The sequence below is a fragment of the Streptomyces sp. O3 genome (genome assembly GCF_054788135.1).
Window position 1 is genome coordinate 20786 of the sequence record NZ_JBTVYK010000010.1, and the last position, 22946, is coordinate 43731.

A 22946-nucleotide genomic window follows, 5' to 3' on the forward strand; every position below is an offset into this window, starting at 1 on the left:
GTCCCCGGTCACGCTGGCCGTAGCCATACCGTCGCCAGCGGCGGAAGCGTCAGACGCAGACTGGCCGCGCGGCCGTGCGCGGGGGTGGGGTCCGGCCTCAGCACCGGCTCGTGGGTGACGTCGCCGCCGCCGTAGCGGGCCGCGTCCGTGTTGAGGACCTCGCGCCAGGCGGGTACGTCGGAGGGGACGCCGACGCGGTACGCGTGCCGGACGACCGGCGAGAAGTGGGAGACGGACAGCAGCGGGCGGCCGTTCGCGTCGTAGCGGAGGAAGGCCAGGACGTTGTCGTCCGCCGCGTCGGCGGCGATCCAGGCGAAGCCGCCGGGGTCGGTGTCCCGCTCCCACAGGGCCGGTGTCCGGCGGTAGACCTCGTTGAGGTCGCGGACCAGGTCGCGTACACCCCGGTGGTCGGCCTGCGCCCCGTATGACGGGTCGAGCAGCCGCCAGTCGGGGCCGTGCGCGTCGGACCACTCCGCGCCCTGTGCGAACTCCTGGCCCATGAAGAGGAGTTGCTTGCCGGGGTGGGCCCACATGAAACCCAGGTAGGCGCGCAGGTCGGCGCGCTGCCGCCACCAGTCGCCCGGCATCTTGGAGACGAGCGACCGCTTGCCGTGCACCACCTCGTCGTGCGAGACGGGCAGGACGTAGTTCTCGCTGTAGGCGTACGCCATCGAGAACGTCAACTCATGGTGGTGGTATGCGCGGCGGACCGGATCACGGGACAGATACGACAGCGAGTCGTGCATCCAGCCCAGGTTCCACTTCAGGCCGAAGCCGAGGCCGCCGTGGTCGGTGGCGCGGGTGACGCCGTCCCAGGCCGTGGACTCCTCGGCGATGGTGACGACGCCGGGCACGCGCCGGTACAGGGTCGCGTTCAGCTCCTGGAGGAAGGCCACCGCGTCGAGGTTCTCGCGGCCGCCGTGCGCGTTCGGGGTCCACTCGCCGGACGCGCGCGAGTAGTCCAGGTAGAGCATCGAAGCCACGGCGTCCACCCGCAGTCCGTCCAGGTGGAACTCCTCGCACCAGTAGACCGCGCTCGCCACCAGGAAGCCGCGCACCTCGGCGCGGCCGTAGTCGAACTCCAGGGTGCCCCAGTCGGGGTGCGCCGCCCGCGCCGGATCCCCGTGCTCGTACAGCGGTCTGCCGTCGAACTCGGCCAGCGCCCAGTCGTCGCGCGGGAAGTGCGCGGGCACCCAGTCCAGCAGCACCCCGACGCCCGCCTGGTGCAGCGCGTCGACGAGATGCTTGAAGTCGTCGAGAGTGCCCAGGCGCGCGGTCGGCGCGTAGAGGCCGGTGACCTGGTAGCCCCAGGAGCCGCCGTACGGGTGCTCGGCGACCGGCATCAGCTCGACATGGGTGAAGCCCAGGTCCCGGACGTACGCGGGGAGTTCGACAGCGAGCTGACGGTAGGTCAGTCCGGGACGCCAGGAGGGCAGATGCACCTCGTACACCGAGAAGGGCGAGGTGTGCGCGGGGCGGGCCGCCCGGTTCGCCATCCACCGCTCGTCCCGCCAGGTGTGGTGCGAGGCGTGCACGATCGAGGAGGTGGCGGGCGGGGGCTCGGTGCGGCGGGCCAGCGGGTCGGCGCGCAGGGTTCTGGAGCCGTCCGGGCGGGTGATCTCGAACTTGTAGAGCTCGCCCTCGCCGACGCCGGGGGCGAACAGCTCCCAGACGCCGGAGCGGCCCAGCGAGCGCAGCGGAAACCCGGTGCCGTCCCAGGAGTCGAAGTCCCCGACGAGGCGGACGCCGCGCGCGTGCGGCGCCCAGACCGTGAAGCGGGTGCCGGTCACGCCCTGGTGGGTCATGGGCCGCGCGCCCAGCGCCCGCCACAGCTCCTCGTGCCGCCCCTCGCCGATCAGGTGCAGGTCGAAGTCGCCGAGGGCGGGCAGGAAGCGGTACGGATCGTGGGTGTCGATCTCGGTGTCCTGGTACGCGACCAGGAGGCGGTAGTCGGTCACCTCGGGGAGCGGGAGGGGGAGCGCGCCGGTGAAGAACCCCTCGCCGTCGTCGTGCAGTTCGGCGCGCTGGCCGTCGGTCAGCACGGTCACCTTCCGGGCGTACGGACGCAGCACCCGGAACGCTGTGCCGCCTGGGACCGGGTGCGCGCCGAGCACGGAGTGCGGGTCATGATGCGAGCCGCTGAGCAGCCGCTCGCGGTCGGCGCGGGGAACCTGGGGCTGGGGCTGGGGCTGGGGCTGGGGCTGGGGCTGGGGCTGGGGCTGGGGCTGGGGCTGGCGTGCCGGGCGGCGGTCGGTCACGGGCGTACGCCTCCTCGAAACAGCTCGGGCGGGACGGGCGGTACGGACAGCGCGGCGGGTGTGCGGTCAGCCGGTGGCCAGGCGGCGTACGGCGGCCAGCGGGACAGGGAGCCAGTCGGGGCGGTGCCGGGCCTCGTAGAGGACCTCGTACACCGCCTTGTCGGTCTCGTACGCGCGCAGCAGCGCCGCCTGAGCGCGCGGATCACGGCCGGACGCCCGCGCGTATCCGGCGCAGTACGCGGCCCGGCAGTCGGCGGCCCACCTGGGCGACCACGGCCGGTGCGAGCGGGCCGCGTAGTCGAAGGACCGGAGCATCCCGGCCACATCGCGTACGGGTGGCTGGGGGAGTCGGCGCTCGGCGAGTGGGCGCGCGGGCTCGCCCTCGAAGTCGATCAGCGACCAGTCACCGGAGGGCGCGCGCAGGCACTGGCCGAGGTGCAGATCGCCGTGCACGCGCTGGGCACACCCGGACGCGCCGTCCCCCGTCTCGCGTAGCGCGTCGAACGCGGCGGCGAGCCCCGGCGCGTACTCCCGCAGCGCGGGCACCGCACGCGCCGCCGCCGCCAGCCGCTCCCGCATCCCGGACGCGATCAGGTCGCGCCCCGCCCTGCCTAGCGGGGCGGTGGGCAGCGCGGCCGCGAGCGCGGCGTGCACCTCGGCCGTGGCCCGGCCGAGCGCGGCCGCGTCCGGCGTGAAGTCGACGCCAGCGCCCAGCAGCCGCAGCGCCCGCTCCCAGCCGTCGTCCGCGCCCGCCAGATAGGGCTGGAGGACGCCGAGTACACAGGGGCCGCCGTCCGGTGTGCGGGCGTGGAACCAGGCCACCGGCGCGGGCACCCGCGCGCACCCCGCGCGGGCCAGCGCGCGCGGCAGCTCCAGGTCCGGGTGGACGCCGGGGCGCACCCGGCGGATGACCTTCAGGATGAGCGATTCGCTGAGTGAGTCGCTGCGCGAGTCGCCGTATATGAGCGAGGAGTTGGACTGCTCGGCGGGCAGGGGTCGTGCCGTGAGACCGGCCGGGATCCGCGCCCCGTCGGCACGCGCGAAGCGGAGTCCGCCGGTCCGGCCCGGCATCCGCAGCCGTTCCAGGAGCAGTTCCGCGAGCCGGGGGTCCCCCAGCGCGTCGTACACCGTCCACCCGGCCAGCGGCCCGTGCGCCGGGCGGCCGATCAGCGCGGGCGCGAGCCGCTTCGGCAGGGTCCGCCGTACGCCGAGCGGCAGTTGATAGCAGTCACCGGGAGGCGCGCCCGCCCCGCCCCGCTGCTCGCCTGCCTGCCCGGCGGCCCCCGGCTGCCGCACCCGCACCAGCAGATGCAGCAGCCCGGCCGATGAGGGCGCGGCGGCCGACGGCGGCAGCAGCTCGGCCGCCGAGACCAGCGCGAAGCCGGTGACCGGGCGGCCCTTCCCGGCGAACCAGCGCTGCCGGGGCAGCCAGTCCCGCAGCAGCGGATCGAGCGAGCGGAGCAGCGCGACGGCGGTCGTACCGAGACGGGCGGCGGCTTCCGGCATGACGTCGCGTCCTTCCGCGGGACCAGTTCACCCACGCGCTGAACTCTTACCGACACTCTCACCGACTCCCAAGCTACGCGGGGTCCTTGCGCAAACGGAACCAGTAGAACCCGTGGCCCGCCAGGGTCAGCAGATACGGCCACTCGCCGATCGGCGGGAAGCGCACCCCGCCGATCAGCTCCACCGGATGCCGTCCCAGATAGGCCCGCAGGTCCAGCTCCGTGGGCTGCGCGAACCGGGAGAAGTTGTTGACGCACAGCACCAGGTCGTCCCCGCCCTCCTCGGCCGGCGGGGCCTCGCGCAGGAAGGCCAGCACGGCCGGGTTCGTGGAGGGCAGTTCGATGTAGCTGCCGAGCCCGAACGCCTCGTTCTGCTTGCGGATCTCGATCATGCGGCGGGTCCAGTGCAGCAGCGAGGACGGCGACGACATCGACGCCTCGACGTTCGTCACCTGGTAGCCGTACACCGGGTCCATGATCGTGGGGAGGTAGAGCCGTCCCGGATCGCAGGAGGAGAAGCCCGCGTTGCGGTCCGGGGTCCACTGCATCGGGGTGCGGACGGCGTCCCGGTCGCCGAGCCAGATGTTGTCGCCCATGCCGATCTCGTCGCCGTAGTAGAGGATCGGCGAGCCCGGCAGCGACAGCAGCAGGGCGGTGAACAGCTCGATCTGGTTGCGGTCGTTGTCCAGGAGCGGGGCCAGGCGACGCCGGATGCCGATGTTGGCGCGCATCCGGGGGTCCTTGGCGTACTCGGCGTACATGTAGTCGCGTTCTTCGTCCGTGACCATCTCCAGCGTCAACTCGTCGTGGTTGCGCAGGAAGATGCCCCACTGGCAGCCGGACGGGATCGCCGGTGTCTTGGCCAGCACCTCGGAGACCGGATAGCGGGACTCGCGGCGCACCGCCATGAAGATGCGCGGCATCACCGGGAAGTGGAAAGCCATATGGCACTCGTCGCCGCCCGCCGCGAAGTCTCCGAAGTAGTCGACGACGTCCTCGGGCCACTGGTTGGCCTCGGCCAGCAGCACGGTGTCCGGGTAGTGCGCGTCGATCTCCGCGCGGACCCGCTTGAGCAGGGCGTGACTGCGCGGCAGGTTCTCGCAGTTGGTGCCCTCCTCGGCGAACAGATACGGCACGGCGTCCAGCCGGAAGCCGTCGATGCCCAGGTCCAGCCAGAACCGCAGGGCCGCGATGATCTCCTCCTGGACGGCCGGGTTCTCGTAGTTGAGGTCCGGCTGGTGGGAGAAGAAGCGATGCCAGAAGTACTGCTTGCGCACCGGGTCGAAGGTCCAGTTGGAGGACTCGGTGTCGACGAAGATGATCCGGGCGTCCGGGTACCGCTTGTCGTCGTCGGCCCAGACGTAGTAGTCGCCGTACGGCCCTTCCGGGTCGGTTCTGGACTGCTGGAACCACGGGTGCTGATCGCTGGTGTGGTTCATCACGAAGTCGATGATCACCCGCATGCCCCGCTGGTGCGCGGCGTCTGTGAACTCCACGAAGTCGGCCAGGTCGCCGAAGTCGGGCAGGATGGATGTGTAGTCCGAGACGTCGTAACCGCCGTCGCGCAGCGGCGAGTTGAAGAACGGCGGCAGCCACAGGCAGTCCACGCCGAGCCACTGGAGGTAGTCCAGCTTGGCGGTGATGCCCTTGAGGTCGCCGATGCCGTCGCCGTTGCTGTCCTGGAAGGACCGCACCAGGACCTCGTAGAACACGGCGCGTTTGAACCAGTCGGGGTCGCGGTCCCCCGCCGGGGTGTCCTCGAAGGTGTCCTGGACGGGCTCGTTGACGATCATGATGTGGGTGACCCTCCGGTGTGCGGTGAGGACGGTCGCAGAACGGTGCAGAGGTGCGCGGGCGCGGGTGCGCGGCCCGGTTCGAGGCGTACGTAGCCAGCGCTGCCCCAGTGGTAGGTCTCGCCGGTGAGTTCGTCGCGCACCGGCACGGTCTCGTGCCAGTCGAGCCCGAGCGTCGGCATGTCCAACGAGATCGTGGCCTCCTGGGTGTGGTGCGGGTCGAGGTTGACGACCACCAGAACCGTGTTCGCGCCCCGCCGCTTGGAGTACACGAGCACCGCGTCGTTGTCGGCGTGGTGGAAGCGCAGGTCACGCAGTTGGCGCAGGGCGGGGCTGCGGCGTCTGATCCGGTTCAGCTCGGTGATCAGAGGGGCGAGGGAGCGGCCTTCGCGCTCGGCCGACTCCCAGTCACGTGGACGGAGTCGGTACTTCTCGGAGTTCAGGTACTCCTCGCTTCCGGGGTGCAGGGGGGTGTTCTCGCAGAGCTCGTAGCCGCTGTAGACGCCCCAGCTGGGGGAGAGGGTCGCGGCGAGCACGGCCCGTACGGCGAAGGCGGGCCGTCCGCCTTCCTGGAGGTAGGCGTGCAGGATGTCGGGGGTGTTCACGAAGAGGTTGGGCCGCAGATAAGCGGCCGCCTCGCCGGTGAGTTCGGTGGCGTACTCGGTCAGTTCGCGCTTGGTGGTGCGCCAGGTGAAGTACGTGTACGACTGCTGGAAGCCGATGGCCGCGAGGCGGTGCAGCATCGCGGGGCGGGTGAACGCCTCGGCCAGGAAGATCACGTCCGGGTCGGTGCGCCGGACGGCGGCGAGCACCCGCTCCCAGAAGACCACCGGCTTGGTGTGCGGGTTGTCGACGCGGAAGATCCGTACGCCGTGTCCCATCCAGAACCGCAGCAGCCGCAGCGTCTCGGCGACCAGGCCCGGCAGGTCCTGGTCGAAGTCGAGCGGATAGATGTCCTGGTACTTCTTCGGCGGGTTCTCGGCGTACGCGATGCTCCCGTCGGGCCGGCGCCGGAACCACTCGGGGTGCTTGTCCACCCAGGGGTGGTCGGGGGAGCACTGGAGCGCGAGGTCGAGGGCGACCTCCAGGCCGAGTTCGCCCGCCCGGCGCACGAACGCGTCGAAGTCGTCGAGGGTGCCGAGGTCGGGGTGTACGGCGTCGTGGCCGCCGTCCGGGGAGCCGACGGCCCAGGGCACGCCGACGTCGTGCGGACCGGCTGTGAGGGCGTTGTCGGGGCCCTTGCGGTGGGTGGCGCCGATGGGGTGGACGGGCGGCAGATACACCACGTCGAAGCCCATCGCGGCGATCGCGGGCAGCCGCCGCGCGGCCGTGGCGAAGGTGCCGCTGACGGGCGGCTCGCCCGTGCGCAGCACGGCGCCTTCGGAGCGCGGGAAGAACTCGTACCAGGAGCCGTACAGGGCGCGGGGGCGCTCCACGATCAGGGGCAACGGGTCGGAGACGGTGACCAGTTCGCGCAGCGGATGGCGGGCGAGCGCGGCGTCCACCTCGGGTGTGAGGGCCGCCGCGAGCCGGTCCGGGGCGGGCCGGGCACGGTCCCGCAGCGCGGCGGCGGCCCGGCGGAGTACGGCCTTGGCGCAGGGCGCGGGGCCGGGGTCGGTGTCGGGGTCGGTGTCGGGGGCGGGGATCGCGGCGGCGGCGCGGTCGTGCAGTCCCGCCCCCTCTTCGAGGGTCAGCTCGATGTCCTGGCCTGCGGGGATCTTGATCCGGGCGCGGTGTCGCCAGGTGCTGACCGGATCGCTCCAGGCCTCGACGTGGAACGTCCAGTCGCCTTCCGCGTCGGGGGTGACATGGGCGCCCCAGCGATCGGTGCCGGGGGCCAGTTCGCGCATCGGTGTCAGGGGCCCGGTGCGGCCCCGCGGGTCGACGAGCGCCACCCGGGCGGCGAGGGCGTCCGGGCCTTCGCGGAAGACGGTGGCGGTGACCTGGAAGGTCTCGCCGGCCACCGCCTTCGCCGGGCGGCGGCCGCGATCGACACACGGATGGACGTCCAGGATCGGGATGCGTCCGGAGGTTGGGTTCACATGACCACCAGGGAGGGAGAGGGAGCCGAGGGAGTCGTCGAGGAGTTCGTATGCCGGACGGGGTTTTACGTACACCGGACGAGTTCTGGCCAACCTGTGTCGGCCTGGTGGCGTGGGCATGGCGAGAATGTCACGCTTGTGCATACGGGACACCGCTCCCCACTCTCTGGTCCGGATGGTCCCCCATGCCATCCGGGCCAGTCCGCTCACGTCACCGCGGGGTTCAGCGCATCAGCACCCCCGCCGAGGCTCCGGCCGACTCGGACGGCAGGGCGATCAGGCCGAGTTCGGCGCCGCTGGCCAGCAGCCGGTGCGCCGGGAGTACGCGTACGGTGTAGCCGAAGGGTCCCGCGCGGTCCAGGGCCAGCGGGCCCTGGTAGCTCCAGCGGCCCGCCGGATCCGGGCCCGCGGCGGGCTTCAGGTCGACCGCCGTGGCCTCCGAGATGCGGTCGTCGGGGTCGACCCGGCCCATGACGGCCTGCACCGCCACGTCGTCGGGGCTCAGCTCGCCGAGCCGGACCCGCACCCGCAGCGCGAGCGTCGCCCCCAGCTCCTCGGCGCCCGCGCCGACCGGGCCCGCGCCGACCGCGCCCGCGCCCACTGGACCCGTACCCACCGCGCCCGCGCCCACCGGCCGGTCGGCCCCCGGTACGGCCGACGCTGCCGACGCCGACGCCTCCACATGGTCGACGGCCACGTCCGGCCAGGCCGCCCTGACCCGTGCCTTCCACGCCGCCAACTCCCGTGCCGTGGCGGCGTCCAGGGCACGGTGGGCGCGGGCCGCGGGGGCGTACAGCTCCTCGACGTACTCCCGGACCATGCGCTCGGCCAGCACCTTCGGCCCGAGCGCGGCCAGGGTCGCGCGGACCATGCCGATCCAGCGGTCCGGGAGCCCTCCGGGGCCGCGCTCGTAGAAGCGCGGCGCGATCCGCCGCTCCAGCAGGTCGTACAGCGCCGCGGCCTCCAGGTCGTCCCGGCGGTCCGCGTCGACGGCGTCCCCGTCGGCCGTGGGGACGGCCCAGCCGAACTCCGGCCGGAACCACTCATCCCACCAGCCGTCCAGGACCGACAGGTTGAGGCCGCCGTTGAGCGCCGCCTTCATCCCCGAGGTGCCGCAGGCCTCCAGCGGGCGCAGCGGGTTGTTCAGCCAGACGTCACAGCCGGGGTACAGCGTCCGCGCCATCGCCATGCCGTAGTCGGGCAGGAACGCGATCCGGTGCCGCACCCGAGGGTCGTCCGCGAACCGCACCAGCTCCTGGATCAGTCGCTTGCCGCTCTCGTCGGCGGGGTGCGCCTTGCCCGCGACGACGATCTGGACCGGCCGCCGCGGATGCAGCAGCAGTCCCATCAGCCGCTCGCGGTCGCGCAGCATCAGCGTGAGCCGCTTATACGAGGGGACCCGGCGGGCGAACCCCACGGTCAGCACATCCGGATCGAACACCCCCTCCAGCCACCCCAGTTCGCCCGCCGCGGCACCGCGCTCACGCCAGGAGGCAGCGAGCCGCCTCCGCACCTCCCGCACCAGCCGCTCGCGCAGCGCCCGCCGCAGCTCCCAGATCTCCCGGTCGCCGACCTCGGCGACGGAGTCCCAGCGCCGCGCGCCGAGCCGGGACACCTCGGGCGCCACCCAGGTCGGCGCGTGCACGCCGTTGGTCACCGAGCCGATCGGCACCTCGTCGGCGTCGAAGCCCGGCCAGAGCCCGGCGAACATCTCCCGGCTGACCCGGCCGTGCAGCCGCGATACGCCGCCTGCGCGCTGGGCCAGCCGCAGCCCCATCACCGCCATGTTGAAGAGGCCGGGCTCCCCGCCCGGATAGGTCTCCCCGCCGAGCCGCAGCACCCGCTCCACGTCGACGCCCGCCAGTTCGGCGCCGTCCCCGAAGTGCCGGGAGACCAGCTCCCGGTCGAAGCGGTCGATCCCGGCCGGTACCGGGGTGTGCGCGGTGAACACGGCGCCCGCCCGCACCGCCTCCAGCGCGGCGTCGAAGTCCAGCCCGTCGTCCGTGAGTTCGCGGACGCGCTCCAGGCCGAGGAAACCGGCGTGCCCCTCGTTGGTGTGGAAGACCTCGGGCGGCGGATGGCCGGTGAGACGGCAGTACGTCCGCACCGCGCGCACCCCGCCGATGCCGAGCAGCATCTCCTGGAGCAGCCGGTGCTCGCTGCCGCCGCCGTAGAGCCGGTCGGTCACGTCCCGGCCGCCGCGGTCGTTGTCCTCGACGTCCGAGTCGAGCAGCAGCAGAGGCACCCGGCCCACCCGCGCCAGCCACACCCGCGCGTGCAGCGACCGCCCGCCGGGCAGCGCGAGGCTCACCCGGACGGCCGCGCCGTCGGACTCGCGCAGCGGCGAGAGCGGCAGCTCCCGCGGGTCGAGCACCGGATAGTGCTCCTGCTGCCAGCCGTCCCCGGACAGCGACTGCCGGAAGTACCCGTGCCGGTACAGCAGTCCGACCCCGATCAGCGGCGCCCCGAGGTCGCTGGCGGCCTTCAGATGGTCGCCCGCGAGAACGCCGAGCCCCCCGGAGTACTGCGGCAGTTCGGCGGCGATCCCGAACTCGGGCGAGAAGTACGCGACGGCGGCGGGCAGTTCGGCGGCCCGCTCCTGATACCAGCGGGGGCTTTCGAGATACTCCCGCAGATCGTCGGCGGCGGCCCGCAGACGGCCCAGAAACCGTTGGTCGGAGGCGAGTTCGGCGAGCCGCGCGGTCGACACCCGGCCGAGCAGCCGCACCGGGTCCCCGGTCCAGCTCTCCGGGTCGACGGACCGGAACAGCGCCTGTGTCCCGGTATGCCAGGACCACCTCAGATTGCGGGCCAGCTCGTCCAGCGGCCGGAGCGGATCGGGGAGTACGGGCCGTACGGTGAACCGACGCATGGCCTTCACGGGCGGGGGCTCCCTCGGTGCGCTGTGGCATTCGTGCGCTCCCGACGGTAGCGGCGCGCCCGGTGTCCCACCACGGCGCGCGCGGGAGTCCGCACACGGCGCGTACGGCGCACAAGGGGGCGTCCAGGGCGTGTGTCGGAAGTCCCTCCCGCCCTCCGGGCGGACGGAGGGACTTCCGACACACGCCCCAGCGCGCAGACTTGAGCACATGACCGAACTGCACGCGACCTCCGCCGACGGCACGCCCGTCACCGCTCTCGACGACGGCGAGGGGCCGCCGCTGCTCCTCGTGCACGGGGGCGGCGGCAGCGCCGCCTCCTGGGACGGCGTCATACGGCCACTGCGCGACGCCTTCCGGGTGGTCAGGTTCACCCGCCGCGTCTACCTGCCCGGACAGGCCTCCGGAGCGGGCGTCCCGCCCACGCACTCCATGGCCGTGGAGGCGGCGGACATTCTGGCGCTCGCCGAACGCGTCGAGCGGCCGGTGCTCCTGGTCGGACACTCGTCGGGGGCGGTCGCCGCGCTGGAGGCGGCCGTGCGGGCCGCGCCCGGAGCGCTGGCGGGCCTGTTCCTGTACGAACCGCCGGTGCCGACCCGGTCGCTGGTCGGTGCGGCCGCGGCCCGCCGCGCCCGCGCCGCGTTCGCCGCCGGAGACCCCCGCGAGGCGATGCGGATCCACCTGCGGGACATCGTCCAGGAACCCGCGGACCTGGTGGAGACGCTGACCGCCGACCCGAAGGCGGTGGCCGGGTTCGCCGCGAAGGCGGCGGCCGGGTTCGCCGACATCGCCGCGATCGACGCACTCGGGGTCGGTCTCGACCGCTTCCGGCGGCTCGACGTGCCGACCACCCTGCTGGAGGGAGACCGCAGCCCGGCCCTGGTGCGGGAGCGGCTGGCCGACCTGGCGGCGGCCCTGCCGAACGCCCGAGTCGTCACACTCGCCGGTGAAGGACACACCGCCCACCTCACCGCGCCCGGAGCCCTGGCGGACGCGATCCGGCAAGCGGCCGAGCGGGCGGCCCTCAGCTGATCACGCTGTCCCGCCACGCGCGATGCAGCTCGGCGAACCCGCCGTCGCCCGCGATGAGTTCGGCCGGGGAGCCGTCCTCGACCACACGGCCGTCCGCCATCACCAGGACCCGGTCCGCGATCTCCACCGTGGACAGCCGGTGCGCGATCACCACCGCCGTACGCCCGCGCAGCACCGTGTCCATGGCCCGCTGCACGGCCCGCTCGCCCGGCACGTCCAGCGAGCTGGTCGCCTCGTCCAGGATGAGTACGGCCGGGTCGGCGAGCAGGGCGCGGGCGAAGCCGACCAGTTGGCGCTGGCCGGCGGAGATCCGGCCGCCGCGCTTGCGTACGTCGGTGTCGTAGCCGTCGGGGAGCGCGGCGATGAAGTCATGCGCGCCGATCGCCTTCGCGGCGCGCTCGACGTCCTCGCGGGTGGCCTCCGGGCTGCCGATCGCGATGTTGTCGGCGACCGTGCCGGAGAACAGGAACGCCTCCTGCGTCACCATCACCACACCGCGCCGCAGTTCCGGCGTCGCCAGGTCGCGCAGGTCGGCGCCGTCGAGCAGCACCCGCCCCTCGGTCGGGTCGTAGAACCGGGCCAGCAGCTTGGCGAGGGTCGACTTGCCCGCGCCCGTAGAGCCGACCACGGCCACTGTCTGCCCCGCCGGGATGGCCAGGTCGAAGCGCGGGAGCACCTCGCCGCCGGTCTGGTACGAGAACGACACCCCGGCGAACTCGACCGCGCGGCCGGGATGCTCGGACGCCCGCGCCGGAAGCGCGCGGGGCGCGGCGGGCTCGGGGACCGTCGGGGTCTGGGCCAGCAGGCCCGCGATCTTCTCCAGCGACGCGGCCGCCGACTGGTACGAGTTCAGGAACATCCCCAGCCGGTCGATCGGGTCGTACAGCCGCCGCAGATACAGCACCGCCGCGGCGAGCACCCCGAGCGCCAGGGTGTCGTCCGCGACCCGGTACGCGCCCCAGAGCACCATCCCGGCGACCGCGGTGTTGGCGACCAGGCGGGAGCCGACGACATAGCGGGCCATCTCCAGCAGGGCGTCGCCGTTGGAGCGTTCATGGGTGCGGTTGAGCCGCCGGAACTCCGCGTCGTTCGCCCGCTCGCGCCGGAACGCCCGCACCGGCCGGATGCCGTTCATGGTCTCGGTGAACTTCACGATCACCGCGGCGATCGCGGTGGACCGCCGCCGGTAGACCTCCGCCGCCCGCCGCTGGTACAGGCGTACCAGCGCGTACAGCGGGACGAACGAGGCCACCGCGAGGCCGCCGATGCCCAGGTCCAGCCAGACCAGCAGGGTCAGGATGTACGCGGTGGACAGCACGACGGTGACCAGCTCTTGCAGCCCCTCGTCGAGCAGCTCCCGCAGCGACTCGACGTCCGTGGTGGAGCGCGAGATCAGCCGCCCCGACGTGTAGCGCTCGTGGAAGTCGACGGACAGGGCCTGGGCGTGCCGGAAGATCCGGCCGCGCAGATCGAGCAGCACGTCCTGGTTGACGCGGGCGGCGGCCCGGACGAACCCGTACTGGAGCACGGCGGCTCCGAGCGAGCACAGCGCGTAGCCGACGCCCACGGCGATCAGCGGCCCGTAGTCGTGCGCGCGCACCGCGGGCACGCCGCGGTCGATGGCGTACGCGACCAGGAGCGGGCCCGCCTGCACGGCCGCCTGCTGGAGCAGCAGCAGTACGGCGGTGAGCGCGACCCTGCCCCGGAGCGGGGTCAGCAGCGAGCGCAGCAGCGCGCCGGTCGCGCCCGCGGGGGCGGGCAGGGTGTCCTGCGTGAAGGCGTCCGGCTCCGCCGGGGGCGGCTGGTCGACGGCGGCGGGTTCGGGGGCCGCGGGTTCGGGGGTCACCGTGGTCGTCAACGTGACTCCTTACGGGCGGGGGCGCCGGACATCAGCCAGGCGTACTCGGCGTTGGTGCGCAGCAGTTCCTGATGGGTGCCCACGGCCGTGACGCGGCCGCCGGAGAGCAGCGCCACCCGGTCCGCGAGCAGCACCGTGGACGGGCGGTGCGCCACGACCAGGGCGGTGGTGTCCGCGAGCACCTCGCGCAAAGCCGCCTCGACCCTGGCCTCGGTGTGCACGTCGAGCGCGGACAGCGGATCGTCCAGGACGAGGAAGCGCGGGCGTCCGGCCACGGCTCGGGCGAGCGCGAGCCGCTGGCGCTGCCCGCCGGACAGGCTCAGGCCCTGTTCGCCGACCTGGGTCGCGGTGCCGTGCGGCAGCGCGTGTGCGAAGTCGGCCTGGGCGATGTCCAGGGCGCGGCGCAGCTCCGCGTCGCCCGCGCCCGGTTCGGCGCCCATCAGGACGTTCTCGCCGACGGTCGCCGAGAACAGCGTGGGCTCCTCGAAGGCGACGGCCACCAGGTGCCGCAGCCGCTCGCGGGGCAGCTCAGCGATGTCCTGCCCGTCGAGCGTGATGCGGCCCTCGGTCACCTCGTGCAGCCGGGGCACGAGCGCGGTGAGGGTGGTCTTGCCGCTGCCGGTGGCCCCGACGAGAGCCATGGTCTCGCCCGGCCTGATGTGCAGATCGACCCGGTCCAGCGCGGGCGGCGCGCCGTCGGGCGCGTCCGGATACCGGAACCGCACCCCGTGAAACCGGATCCCGGCCGCGCCGGGAGTGTCCGCCGCGGCGACCGCGACGGCGTTCACACCGGGCACCGACTCGGACTCCGACTCGGACTCCGACTCGGACTCCGACTCGGACTCAGATTCCGACTCGGGCTCGGCGTCCAGCACTTCAAAGTACCGGTCGGTCGCCGTGGCCGCTTCTTGACTCATGGCCAGCAGGAACCCGATCGACTCCACCGGCCAGCGCAGCGCCAGCGCCGTCGACAGAAAGGCGACCAGCGTGCCCGCCGACAGGTCGCCGTCGGCCACCCGCACCGTGCCGAGCACCAGGGCGGCACCGACGGCGAGTTCGGGCAGCAGCACGATCGCGGCCCAGATCCCGGCGAGCAGCCGGGCCTTGTGCAGCTCGGTGCCGCGCAGGGTGCGGGACAGATCCCTGAAGGCCCGCGCCTGCGCGCGGTGCCGCCCGAACCCCTTGACGATCCGGATGCCGAGGACGCTCTCCTCGACGACGGTCGTCAGGTCCCCGACCTGGTCCTGCGCCCGCCGCGCCGCGTGCGCGTACCGCTGCTCGAACACCGAGCAGACGATCACCAGCGGGATCACCGGGCCCAGGATCACCAGCCCGAGCGTCCACTCCTGCGCCAGCAGAATGAGCACGCCGACCAGGATGGTCACGCCATTCACCAGCAGAAACGTCAGCGGGAAGGCGAGGAACATCCGCAGCAGCATCAGATCCGTGGTCCCCCGCGACAGCAACTGCCCGGACGCCCACCGGTCGTGAAAGGCCACCGGAAGGCGCTGGAGGTGCCGGAACAGGTCGGCCCGCATCGCGGCCTCGACCCCGGCCAGCGGGCGCGCCACCAGCCACCGCCGGAACCCGAACAGCAGCGCCTCCGCGATCCCGAGGACCAGCAGGAACAGCGCCCCCAGCCATACGCCGCCCGGATCGCCGTCGGCCACCGGGCCGTCCACGATCCACTTCAACGCCAGCGGGATGACCAGGGACAGACAGGAGGCGACGATCGCCACCCCCGCGGCGACCGACAGCCGCACCCGCACCGGCCGGACGTACGGCCACAGCCGCAGCAACGACCGCACGGCGGATCTGTCGACGGGACTGTTCGGAGGCGCGAGTTCGGTCGCGGGGTCAGGGGGCATCAGGGGCGAGCTTATGGTTCGCCCCTGACAGGCCCAACGGGTTTTTGGTCCTAGGACCGGTCCTAAGACCACCGGGTTCCACGACTCCGTGCGCGGGCACGGGGCCCATGCCGTCCGGACGGACGGCATGGGCCCCGTGTGTGGAGACAGAACGCGGCCTAGCGGCGGCGCGGCTCCGTCAGATCCGTCAGATCCGTCAGAACGTGAGCTTCCAGCTGTCGATGTAGCCGGTGTCCCAGCGGGCCAGGTCCTGGACCCGCAGCTTCCAGGTCCCCGAGGCCGACTCCGAGGACGCGTCGACGGTGTACGTCTCCTTGACGTCGTCCGCCGAGTCCCCGCCGCTGGCGTTCTTCAGGCGGTACGCCGTGCCGTCCGGTGCGATCAGGTCGATGACCAGGTCGCCGCGCCAGGTGTGCTTGATGTCCACGCCCACCTTGAGGTCGCTCGGAGCGTTGCCCGCGCGGTCGACGGTGATCGACGAGGTCACCGCCGAGCCGTAGTCCGGGATCCGGACGTCGGTGGTGTTCTCGTACGTGTCGCCGGGCTCGCCCGGATCGCCGGAGCGCTCGCCGACGTTGACTCCGGCCCAGGCGTCCTGGACGGCCTTGTACTCGGTGCTCTGAGCGCCGTACAGCTCGGCGGTCACCTCAAGGGTCCCGGTGCGGGCCTGGTGGTAGTCGGTCGTGGTGCCCCACTTGGTGCTGAGCGCCTTGTACCAGATCAGCGCGGCCTTCTCGCGGCCGATGCCGGTCACCGGGAGACCGTCGGAGGTCGGCGAGTCGTAGTCGACGCCGTTGACGGTCTTCTTGCCGCTGCCCTCGGACAGCAGGTAGAAGAAGTGGTTCGCCGGGCCCGAGGAGTAGTGGACGTCGACGTTGCCGATGCCCGAGTACCAGTAGTCCTTGGAGTTGCCGTCCCGGCTCGGCTTGTCCATGTAGCGCAGCGGTGTGCCGTTGCCCCGGATGTCGATCTTCTCGCCGACCAGGTAGTCGCCCTTGTCCTGCGCGTTGTTCGCGGCGAACTCGACGGCGGCGGCCACGATGTCGCTGGTGGCCTCGTTCAGACCGCCGGACTCGCCGCTGTAGCGCAGGCCCGCGGTGGACGAGGTGAGCCCGTGGGTCATCTCGTGCGCGGCCACGTCGATGGACGTCAGCGGCTTGGCGTTGTTCGAGCCGTCGCCGTACGTCATGCAGAAGCAGCTGTCCTGCCAGAACGCGTTGACGTAGTTGTTGCCGTAGTGGACGCGCGAGTACGCGCCGACGCCGTCGCCGCGGATGCCGTCGCGGCCGAACGCGCTCTTGTAGTAGTCCCAGGTGAGCGCCGCGCCGTAGTGGGCGTCCGCGCCCGCGGTCTCCAGGTTCTGCGGGGTGCCGTCGCCCCAGACGTCGGTCTGGTTCGTGAACAGCGTGCCCCTGCCGGACGTGCCGTGGTTCAGGTTGTAGGTGCGGTGCTCGCCGCGCGCGGTGTCGGTGAGCGTGTAGTTGCCGCCGGACTGGGCCGTGCCCAGCGTGACGTCGCCGCTGTACTGGGTGTGGCCGTCGCCGTTGTGCACGGCCTGCCACTCGTACAGCTTCGCGCCGGTCGCCGCGTCTGTGACGACGTGCAGCTCGTTCGGGGTGCCGTCCTTCTGGAGGCCGCCGACGACGGTCTCGTACGCGAGGGTCGGCGTGCCGTCGGCCATCCAGACGACCTTGCGCGGCGCCTGCTCGGCCGTCGGCTTCTTGGCGCCTTCGGACGTGGCCGCGCCGAGCGCCTGCTTCTCGGCGGCGGACGCCTTGACCTTCGCCGCGGTGGCGATGCCCTGGAGTTTGGCGTCGGACGCCCTGGACACGGACTCCGTCCGGTCGGACTTGTCCTGACTGACGATCAGGTCGCCGCCGAGCACCGGGAGTCCGTCGTAGGTGCGCTCGTAGCGGGTGTGGGTCGTGCCGTCGCGGTCCTGGACGACGTCGCGGACGACCAGCTTCTCCTTCTTGCCGAGGCCGAGCTCCTTGGCGGTCTCCGCCTTGGTCGCGTCGGCCTCGCGTATCAGCGCGGTGCGCTGGGCGGGGGAGAGCTTGGCTGGCAGGGCGCCGGGGTCAACGCCCTGGTCCGCCGCGGCCGGTGCGCTGCCCTGGGGGCTGGCCGCGCCCGCGACGGAGGTCTGGACGCCGACGGCGATCAGTGCCGTGGCGGCGATCAGCGCCCCGGTCGCCGTGGCGCGGGTGTGGGAGGTGCGTCTGCCTGAGAAGGATCTCAACACTGACTCCTGTACGTGGGGTGGAGCACAGAGAAGCGCGCACGGAACGTGGGGGGTGCCGCGCGCCCGATCTCCGGAAGCGTGGCACCCGAGCGCCACTCCTGTCAGGAGCGCGTCAATAGGTTGGCTGGAAACGTGCGCTGAACGGTGTATGACGTCCGCTCAACGGACAAAGGGTGCGGGTGTGGGGCCCGGGGCCGGGGGGGGGGCCCCCGGGCCCCCCACGCCGTGGCGCTGTCAGCGTGCGGCCGTCCTGGCGGAACCGCCGTTCAGAGACGCTGCCAGAGCGCCGGAGTCCTCGGCGGCTCCCAACCCGTCTGCGCCTGGTGGCCCTGGATGCAGCGGTAGCTCGCGCCGCCGTACGTGACCTCGTCGCCCGGCGCGTAGACGCTGCCCGCGGACCAGCTGCCGCCGGGCTCGTCCGGCGGATCACCGGGGTCGCCCGGATCGTCGCCCGTCGTCTTCAGGGTCAGTCCGTACTGCTGGAGGATCGGGTTCACCGGCTGGTGGAACGTCGTACCGCCGCTACGGCAGTTGCCCGAACCGCCCGAGGTGACGCCCTGCGCCTGACTGCCCGATATATACGAGCCGCCCGAGTCGCCGGGCTCCGCGCAGACCGAGGTCCGGGTCACTCCGGTGATGGTGCCCTCGGGGTAGGTGACACTCGTGTTGTGCTGCTGGATGGTGCCGCAGTGCCACCCGGTGGTGGACCCGGAGCGGCAGATCGACGCCCCGACCGGGGACTGCGTGGAGCCCGCGACCGGCATCAGCTGTCCACCGGAGCCGCGCACGTACGGGGTCGCGGTCCAGCTGGAGTTGGCGCGCACCCAGGCCATGTCGCGGCCGGGGAAGATGGACGCCTGGAAGCTGCCCTGCGCCGCCTGGTTGTGCCCCCTGGTCGTGGTCCCGGCCCGCCCGCAGTGGCCCGCGGTCACGAAGCCCTGTTCGTTGCCTCGGGTGATCGAGAAGCCCACGGAGCAACGCCCGCCGCTGCCCATGTAGTACGCGTCACCGCCCACCAGGTCGTACAGCGGGCGCGGGCGCTCCGCGGTCCGCTCGACCCGTACCAGGGCCGGGTCCACGTCGGCCGACGCGATCAGCTTCTTGGCGGCCGACGTCTTGACGGCCTGGACGACGACGCGATTTGACGCGATGTCGACGTACCAGACGGGCGCGTCACGGGTCGCCGTGGTGCGCGCCGCCCGGTCCAGCGCGGCCTTCGCCGCGTCCAGCTCGCTGGCCGAGTGGCGTACGACCTCGGCCCGCGCGCCCTTCGCCTCGATGGCCTTGGCGTCCGCCGCGTCGGTGGTGGCCACGGTGAGCCGCGCGGAGTCGGCGCCGCGCACCCAGGCGCCCGCGAAGTCGGCGCCGAGCGTGCTCCGCAGCGCGCCCGCGACGGCGCCCGCCTCGGCCTCGTTGACCAGGCGTCGCTTCGCCTGGGCCGCGGTGAGACCGAGGTCGCGCCGCATCGCCTTCAGGAGTCCGGGCGACGCCTCGGCGACCGCGACGGTCTCGGCGGCGGACCGCGGCGCGGACTGGGCGGCCGACTGGACGGCCGACTGGGCCGCGGGCTCGGCAGTCTTGGCCAGCGCCGAACCGGGCAGCGCCGTCAGTACCAGCGCACCGGCCGCGACCAGCGCCGCGCCCGCCGCGCCCTTGGCGTGTCTGTGGAGCCTTGGGTGGAGCATGGGGGAGTCTCCTCGGTTTCGATGGGGACCTCGTCGGGCCCCATGGGACCTGGTGCGGTCCGCATGGGGCCCCAGTGGTGGCCTACCTTGGGGAGGTGGAGCCGCCGAAACCGTAGAACCGTGAACATCCGTTCAGGAGCTGTCAGTTGACCCTCTGCCCGGTGTTATGCCCAGCGTTGTGCCCGGTGCTATGCCCGGTGTTATGCCCGGCCGACGCCAGCCAGGCCGTATAGCTCTCGCTGCGCGCGGCCGCGTCGGTGTGCGCGGCGCGGGTCTGCCCCCACACCGTGGGCGCGCTGGCCGCGGCCGGTCCCGTCGGGTGCCAGCCCAGCAGATGACGCCAGGTCAGCGGCGCGCCGGTGAGCGGCCTGGTCACCAGGCCCGCCGTGGGCGGGAAGGTGGCCCGGCACAGCCCGACGGCACGGCCGACCTGCACCAGATGGACACAGGACGCGGTGTCCGTCTCGTACACCCCGGCCGGGGTGAACCCGGCGCGGGCGCACGCGGCCGTGAAGCAGTCCCCGAAACAGCCGTCGCCCGGCACATCCGTCCAGTGCTCGCCCGCGAGCCACGCCAGATCGACCTCCGCGCACCCCGCCAGCGGATGCCCGGTGGCGAGCATCACGAACACCGGGTCTCGGGCGACCTCGCGCCAGGCCAGCCGGTCGCCCTCCGGCGGCTGGCTGGACCCGCACGCGCCGATCAGCGCGAAGTCCAGCCGCGCCTCGACCGTCTGGGCCGCGATCTCCTGCTCCGACCACGAGGTGTACGTCGTCACGCGCACACCCGGACAGGCCGCCGCGAGCCGGTCCACCAGGCCGCCGAGCAGCGGGCCGTGCGTGCCCCCGATCCGCAGCCCGCGCCGCTCGTCGGAGGTGTGCGCGAACCGCGCCGCCTCGCGCTGGAGCCCGCTGACCGCGGGGAGCACGATCCGGGCGCGGTCCAGGACGAACTCCCCGAGCGCGGTGGTCCGCACGCCGGTCCGTCCGCGCTCGAACAGCTCACCGCCCAGGATGCGTTCGATGCGCTTCAGCTGGGTGCTCAGGGCGGGCTGGGCGAGACCGAGGGCGGTGGCGGCCTTGGTGAGGCTGCCCGCGTCCGCGATCGCGCGGATCGTCTTGAGGTGCCGCAACTCCAGGTCCATAGCCCGAGCTTGGTCCGGACCTCCGGCCGGGGCAATACTCCGGTCCAGACCAGTGTGGGCCCGCCCCCGGTTACGGGACGGGACGAGGCAGGGGAGCGTCGCATACGGCCCGCAGCACCAGCACCGACCTCGGCGGAACCGTGACGGTCGCGCCCGCGGCGTACTCCGCGCCGGACGCGCCCCCCTGGTCTCCCCGTTCCTCCCGTTCCTCCTGCTCCTCCTGCTCCTCCTGCTCCTCCTGCTCCTCCTGCTCCTCCTGCTCCTCCTGCTCCTCCACCGACGTGTCCACCACCACCTGGTACGACGACGCCCACGGCGCGCCCGGCAGCACCCACCGCACCGCACACTCCCCGCTGTGCAGCACCGCGAGGAAGCTGTCGTCGACCACCGGCTCGCCCCGCGCGTCCCGCCCCGGAATGTCCCGCCCCGACAGGTACATCCCCAGCGTCGCCGACGGCGCGTACCAGTCCCGCTCCGTCATCTCCGTACCGTCCGCCGTGAACCACGCCAGATCCCGCAGCCCGTCCGCCCCCTGCGCGCGCCCCGAGAAGAAGGCGCGCCGCCGCAGCACCGGATGGGCGCGGCGCAGCGCGGTCAGCCGCGCGGCCAGGGCGAACAGCGCGTGCCAGCCCGGATCTTCGAGCAGCGACCAGTCCAGCCAGCTGACCGGGCCGTCCTGGCAGTACGCGTTGTTGTTGCCGCGCTGGGTGCGGCCCAGCTCGTCCCCGGCGACCAGCATCGGCACCCCCGCGGACAGCAGCAGCGTGGTCAGCAGGTTGCGCAGCTGCCGCCGCCGCAGCGCGCACACCGCCGGGTCGTCGCTCTCGCCCTCGACCCCGCAGTTCCACGAGCGGTTGTCGTCGGCGCCGTCCCGGTTGTCCTCGCCGTTGTCCTCGTTGCGCTTGTGCTCGTATGTGACCAGGTCGCGCAGGGTGAACCCGTCGTGCGCGGTGACGAAGTTGACCGAGGCGTGCGGCCGCCGCCCGCCCCAGGCGTACCGGTCGCTCGACCCCGACAGGCGGTACCCCAGGTCCCGTACGTCCGGCAGTGCCCCGCGCCAGAAGTCCCGTACGGCGTCGCGGTAACGGTCGTTCCACTCGGCCCACGGCGGCGGGAAAGCCCCCGCCCGGTAGCCGCCCGCGCCCACGTCCCACGGCTCGGCGATCAGCTTCACCCGGCGCAGCACCGGGTCCTGCGCGATGACCGCGAGGAACGGCGACAGCATGTCCACGTCGCCGTGTGAGGAGCGCGCCAGCGCCGCCGCCAGGTCGAAGCGGAACCCGTCCACGCCCAGTTCGGTGACCCAGTACCGCAGCGAGTCGGTGATCAGTCGGAGCACCTGGGGGCGCACCACGTGCGGGGTGTTGCCGCAGCCGGTGTAGTCGGCGTAGCGGCGGGCGTCGTGCTGGAGCCGGTAGTAACCGCGGTTGTCGATGCCGCGCAGGGACAGCGTCGGGCCGTGTTCGTTCCCCTCGGCCGTGTGGTTGTAGACCACGTCGAGGATCACCTCGATGCCCGCGCGATGCAGCGCCCGCACCATCCGCCGGAACTCGCCGACCTGCTGCCCGGCGCCGCCGCTCGCCGCGTAGGCCGCGTGCGGCGCGAAGTACGCGACCGGGTTGTAGCCCCAGTAGTCGCGCAGCCCGCACCGCAGCAGGTGGGCCTCGTGCGCGAACTGGTGCACCGGCAGCAGCTCGACGGCGGTCACGCCGAGCCGCAGGAGATGGTCGATCGCGGCGGGGTGGGCCAGACCGGCGTAGGTCCCGCGCAGCTCATCGGGAATCCCCGGATGGAGCTTGGTGAAGCCCTTCACATGCAGCTCGTAGATGACCGAGTCGGCCCAGGGCGTCTCGGGTCGGCGGTCCTCGCCTCGCTCGTCGCCCGGCGCGCCGTCGTGCACCACCACGCCCTTGGGGACGTACGGCGCCGAGTCCCGGTCGTCGCGCACGGTGTCGGCGATGTGCCGCTCGGGCCAGTCGCGGACGTGCCCGTACACCTCGGCGGGCAGCTCCCCGTAGTCCAGCGGGCCGGTCGCGTCGACGGCCTTGGCGTACGGGTCGAGGAGCAGCTTCGCCGGGTTCCAGCGGGCGCCGGTCCAGGGGTCCCAGCGGCCGTGGACGCGGTAGCCGTACCGCTGGCCCGGCCCCGCTCCCGGCACGAAGCCGTGCCAGATCCCCTCGGTCGGCTCGGGCAGCGGGCGGCGGGTCTCGCGGCCCGCGTCGTCGAAGAGGCACAGCTCGACCGCCTCGGCGCCGCCCGCCCACAGCGCGAAGTTGGTCCCGGCGACCCCGCCGGGACCGACCCCTACGCGCGCCCCGAGCGGATCCGGCCCACCAGGCCACACCACCCACCCCGCACCCGCCCCACCGCGCCCGTCCTCGCCCCCACCGACCACCCGCGCCCACCCAACGGCCCTCGCGGCCGGGTCACTGGCGGCGCCTGCGGCTGAGCTCCCGGCCGCGTCACTGGCCGTGCCGTTGGCAGGGCTGCTGGGCGGGTTCGCGGTCGGCCTTCCGGCTGCGCTCGCGGTCAAGCTTCCGGCCGGGCCGTCGGCCGAGGCGTCGGCCGTGCTCGCGGCCGGGCTTGTGGCCTGGTCGCGGGCCGGGTTGCTGGGCAAGGCGTCGGCCGTGCTTGTGGCCG

12 protein-coding genes are annotated in these 22946 nt (G+C 73.0%); 1 reads left to right on the plus strand and 11 read right to left on the minus strand.

Annotated features, from left to right (window positions below):
• Window positions 1–8 precede the first annotated feature (8 nt).
• The 5 genes from glgB to glgP all read right to left on the minus strand — a co-directional run bounded on the left by glgB (window position 9) and on the right by glgP (window position 10479).
• Complete coding sequence (gene glgB, locus ACX6XY_RS07525) at window positions 9–2258, minus strand: 1,4-alpha-glucan branching enzyme (RefSeq protein ID WP_460327752.1); 2250 nt, start codon at window positions 2256–2258, stop codon at window positions 9–11.
• A gap of 66 nt (window positions 2259–2324) precedes the next feature.
• Window positions 2325–3764 carry a maltokinase N-terminal cap-like domain-containing protein gene (locus tag ACX6XY_RS07530; RefSeq protein ID WP_460327753.1) on the minus strand — a complete coding sequence of 480 codons (1440 nt, stop codon included), beginning with the start codon at window positions 3762–3764 and terminating at the stop codon, window positions 2325–2327.
• A gap of 73 nt (window positions 3765–3837) precedes the next feature.
• The gene (gene treS, locus ACX6XY_RS07535) at window positions 3838–5556 is read right to left on the minus strand and encodes a maltose alpha-D-glucosyltransferase (protein WP_460327755.1); all 1719 of its coding nucleotides are present in this window, start codon (window positions 5554–5556) and stop codon (window positions 3838–3840) included.
• Window positions 5553–7598, minus strand: a complete 2046-nt coding sequence (locus ACX6XY_RS07540; RefSeq protein ID WP_460327756.1) for an alpha-1,4-glucan--maltose-1-phosphate maltosyltransferase — start codon at window positions 7596–7598, stop codon at window positions 5553–5555. The genes treS and ACX6XY_RS07540 overlap by 4 nt, the downstream gene beginning before the upstream one ends.
• Before the next feature lie 223 nt (window positions 7599–7821).
• On the minus strand, window positions 7822–10479 hold the full coding sequence (glgP, locus tag ACX6XY_RS07545; protein ID WP_460327757.1) for an alpha-glucan family phosphorylase: 2658 nt from the start codon (window positions 10477–10479) through the stop codon (window positions 7822–7824).
• A 208-nt stretch (window positions 10480–10687) separates the two neighbouring features.
• Here glgP and ACX6XY_RS07550 point away from each other — a divergent pair, with 208 nt between their 5' ends.
• Complete coding sequence (locus ACX6XY_RS07550; protein ID WP_460327759.1) at window positions 10688–11509, plus strand: alpha/beta fold hydrolase; 822 nt, start codon at window positions 10688–10690, stop codon at window positions 11507–11509.
• On the opposite strand, the gene ACX6XY_RS07555 is transcribed toward ACX6XY_RS07550, so the two are convergent.
• From ACX6XY_RS07555 to glgX, 6 genes are all read right to left on the minus strand, one after another.
• Entirely contained in the window at window positions 11502–13355 is a 1854-nt protein-coding gene (locus ACX6XY_RS07555) for an ABC transporter ATP-binding protein (protein ID WP_460327832.1), read from the minus strand. The genes ACX6XY_RS07550 and ACX6XY_RS07555 overlap by 8 nt on opposite strands.
• Window positions 13356–13363: 8 nt before the next feature.
• Entirely contained in the window at window positions 13364–15235 is a 1872-nt protein-coding gene (locus tag ACX6XY_RS07560; RefSeq protein WP_460327760.1) for an ABC transporter ATP-binding protein, read from the minus strand.
• Window positions 15236–15431: 196 nt separating this feature from the next.
• Complete coding sequence (locus ACX6XY_RS07565) at window positions 15432–17477, minus strand: M4 family metallopeptidase (RefSeq protein WP_460327762.1); 2046 nt, start codon at window positions 17475–17477, stop codon at window positions 15432–15434.
• A gap of 266 nt (window positions 17478–17743) precedes the next feature.
• Window positions 17744–19162: an alpha-lytic protease prodomain-containing protein gene (locus ACX6XY_RS07570; protein WP_460327764.1), complete on the minus strand. Its 1419-nt coding sequence runs from the start codon at window positions 19160–19162 to the stop codon at window positions 17744–17746.
• Window positions 19163–19304: 142 nt separating this feature from the next.
• Window positions 19305–20306, minus strand: coding sequence for a LysR family transcriptional regulator (locus tag ACX6XY_RS07575; protein ID WP_460327765.1), 1002 nt, complete (start codon window positions 20304–20306; stop codon window positions 19305–19307).
• A gap of 70 nt (window positions 20307–20376) precedes the next feature.
• Complete coding sequence (glgX, locus tag ACX6XY_RS07580; protein WP_460327766.1) at window positions 20377–22701, minus strand: glycogen debranching protein GlgX; 2325 nt, start codon at window positions 22699–22701, stop codon at window positions 20377–20379.
• Window positions 22702–22946 lie beyond the last annotated feature (245 nt).

Excerpts from the sequence above, each read along its gene's own strand:
- ACX6XY_RS07530 (WP_460327753.1), bottom strand. The coding sequence starts at position 3,764 with ATGCCGGAAGCCGCCGCCCGTCTCGGTACGACCGCCGTCGCGCTGCTC.
- ACX6XY_RS07560 (WP_460327760.1), bottom strand. The coding sequence starts at position 15,235 with ATGCCCCCTGACCCCGCGACCGAACTCGCGCCTCCGAACAGTCCCGTC.
- treS (WP_460327755.1), bottom strand. The coding sequence starts at position 5,556 with ATGATCGTCAACGAGCCCGTCCAGGACACCTTCGAGGACACCCCGGCG.
- ACX6XY_RS07550 (WP_460327759.1), top strand. The coding sequence starts at position 10,688 with ATGACCGAACTGCACGCGACCTCCGCCGACGGCACGCCCGTCACCGCT.
- ACX6XY_RS07570 (WP_460327764.1), bottom strand. The coding sequence starts at position 19,162 with ATGCTCCACCCAAGGCTCCACAGACACGCCAAGGGCGCGGCGGGCGCG.
- ACX6XY_RS07575 (WP_460327765.1), bottom strand. The coding sequence starts at position 20,306 with ATGGACCTGGAGTTGCGGCACCTCAAGACGATCCGCGCGATCGCGGAC.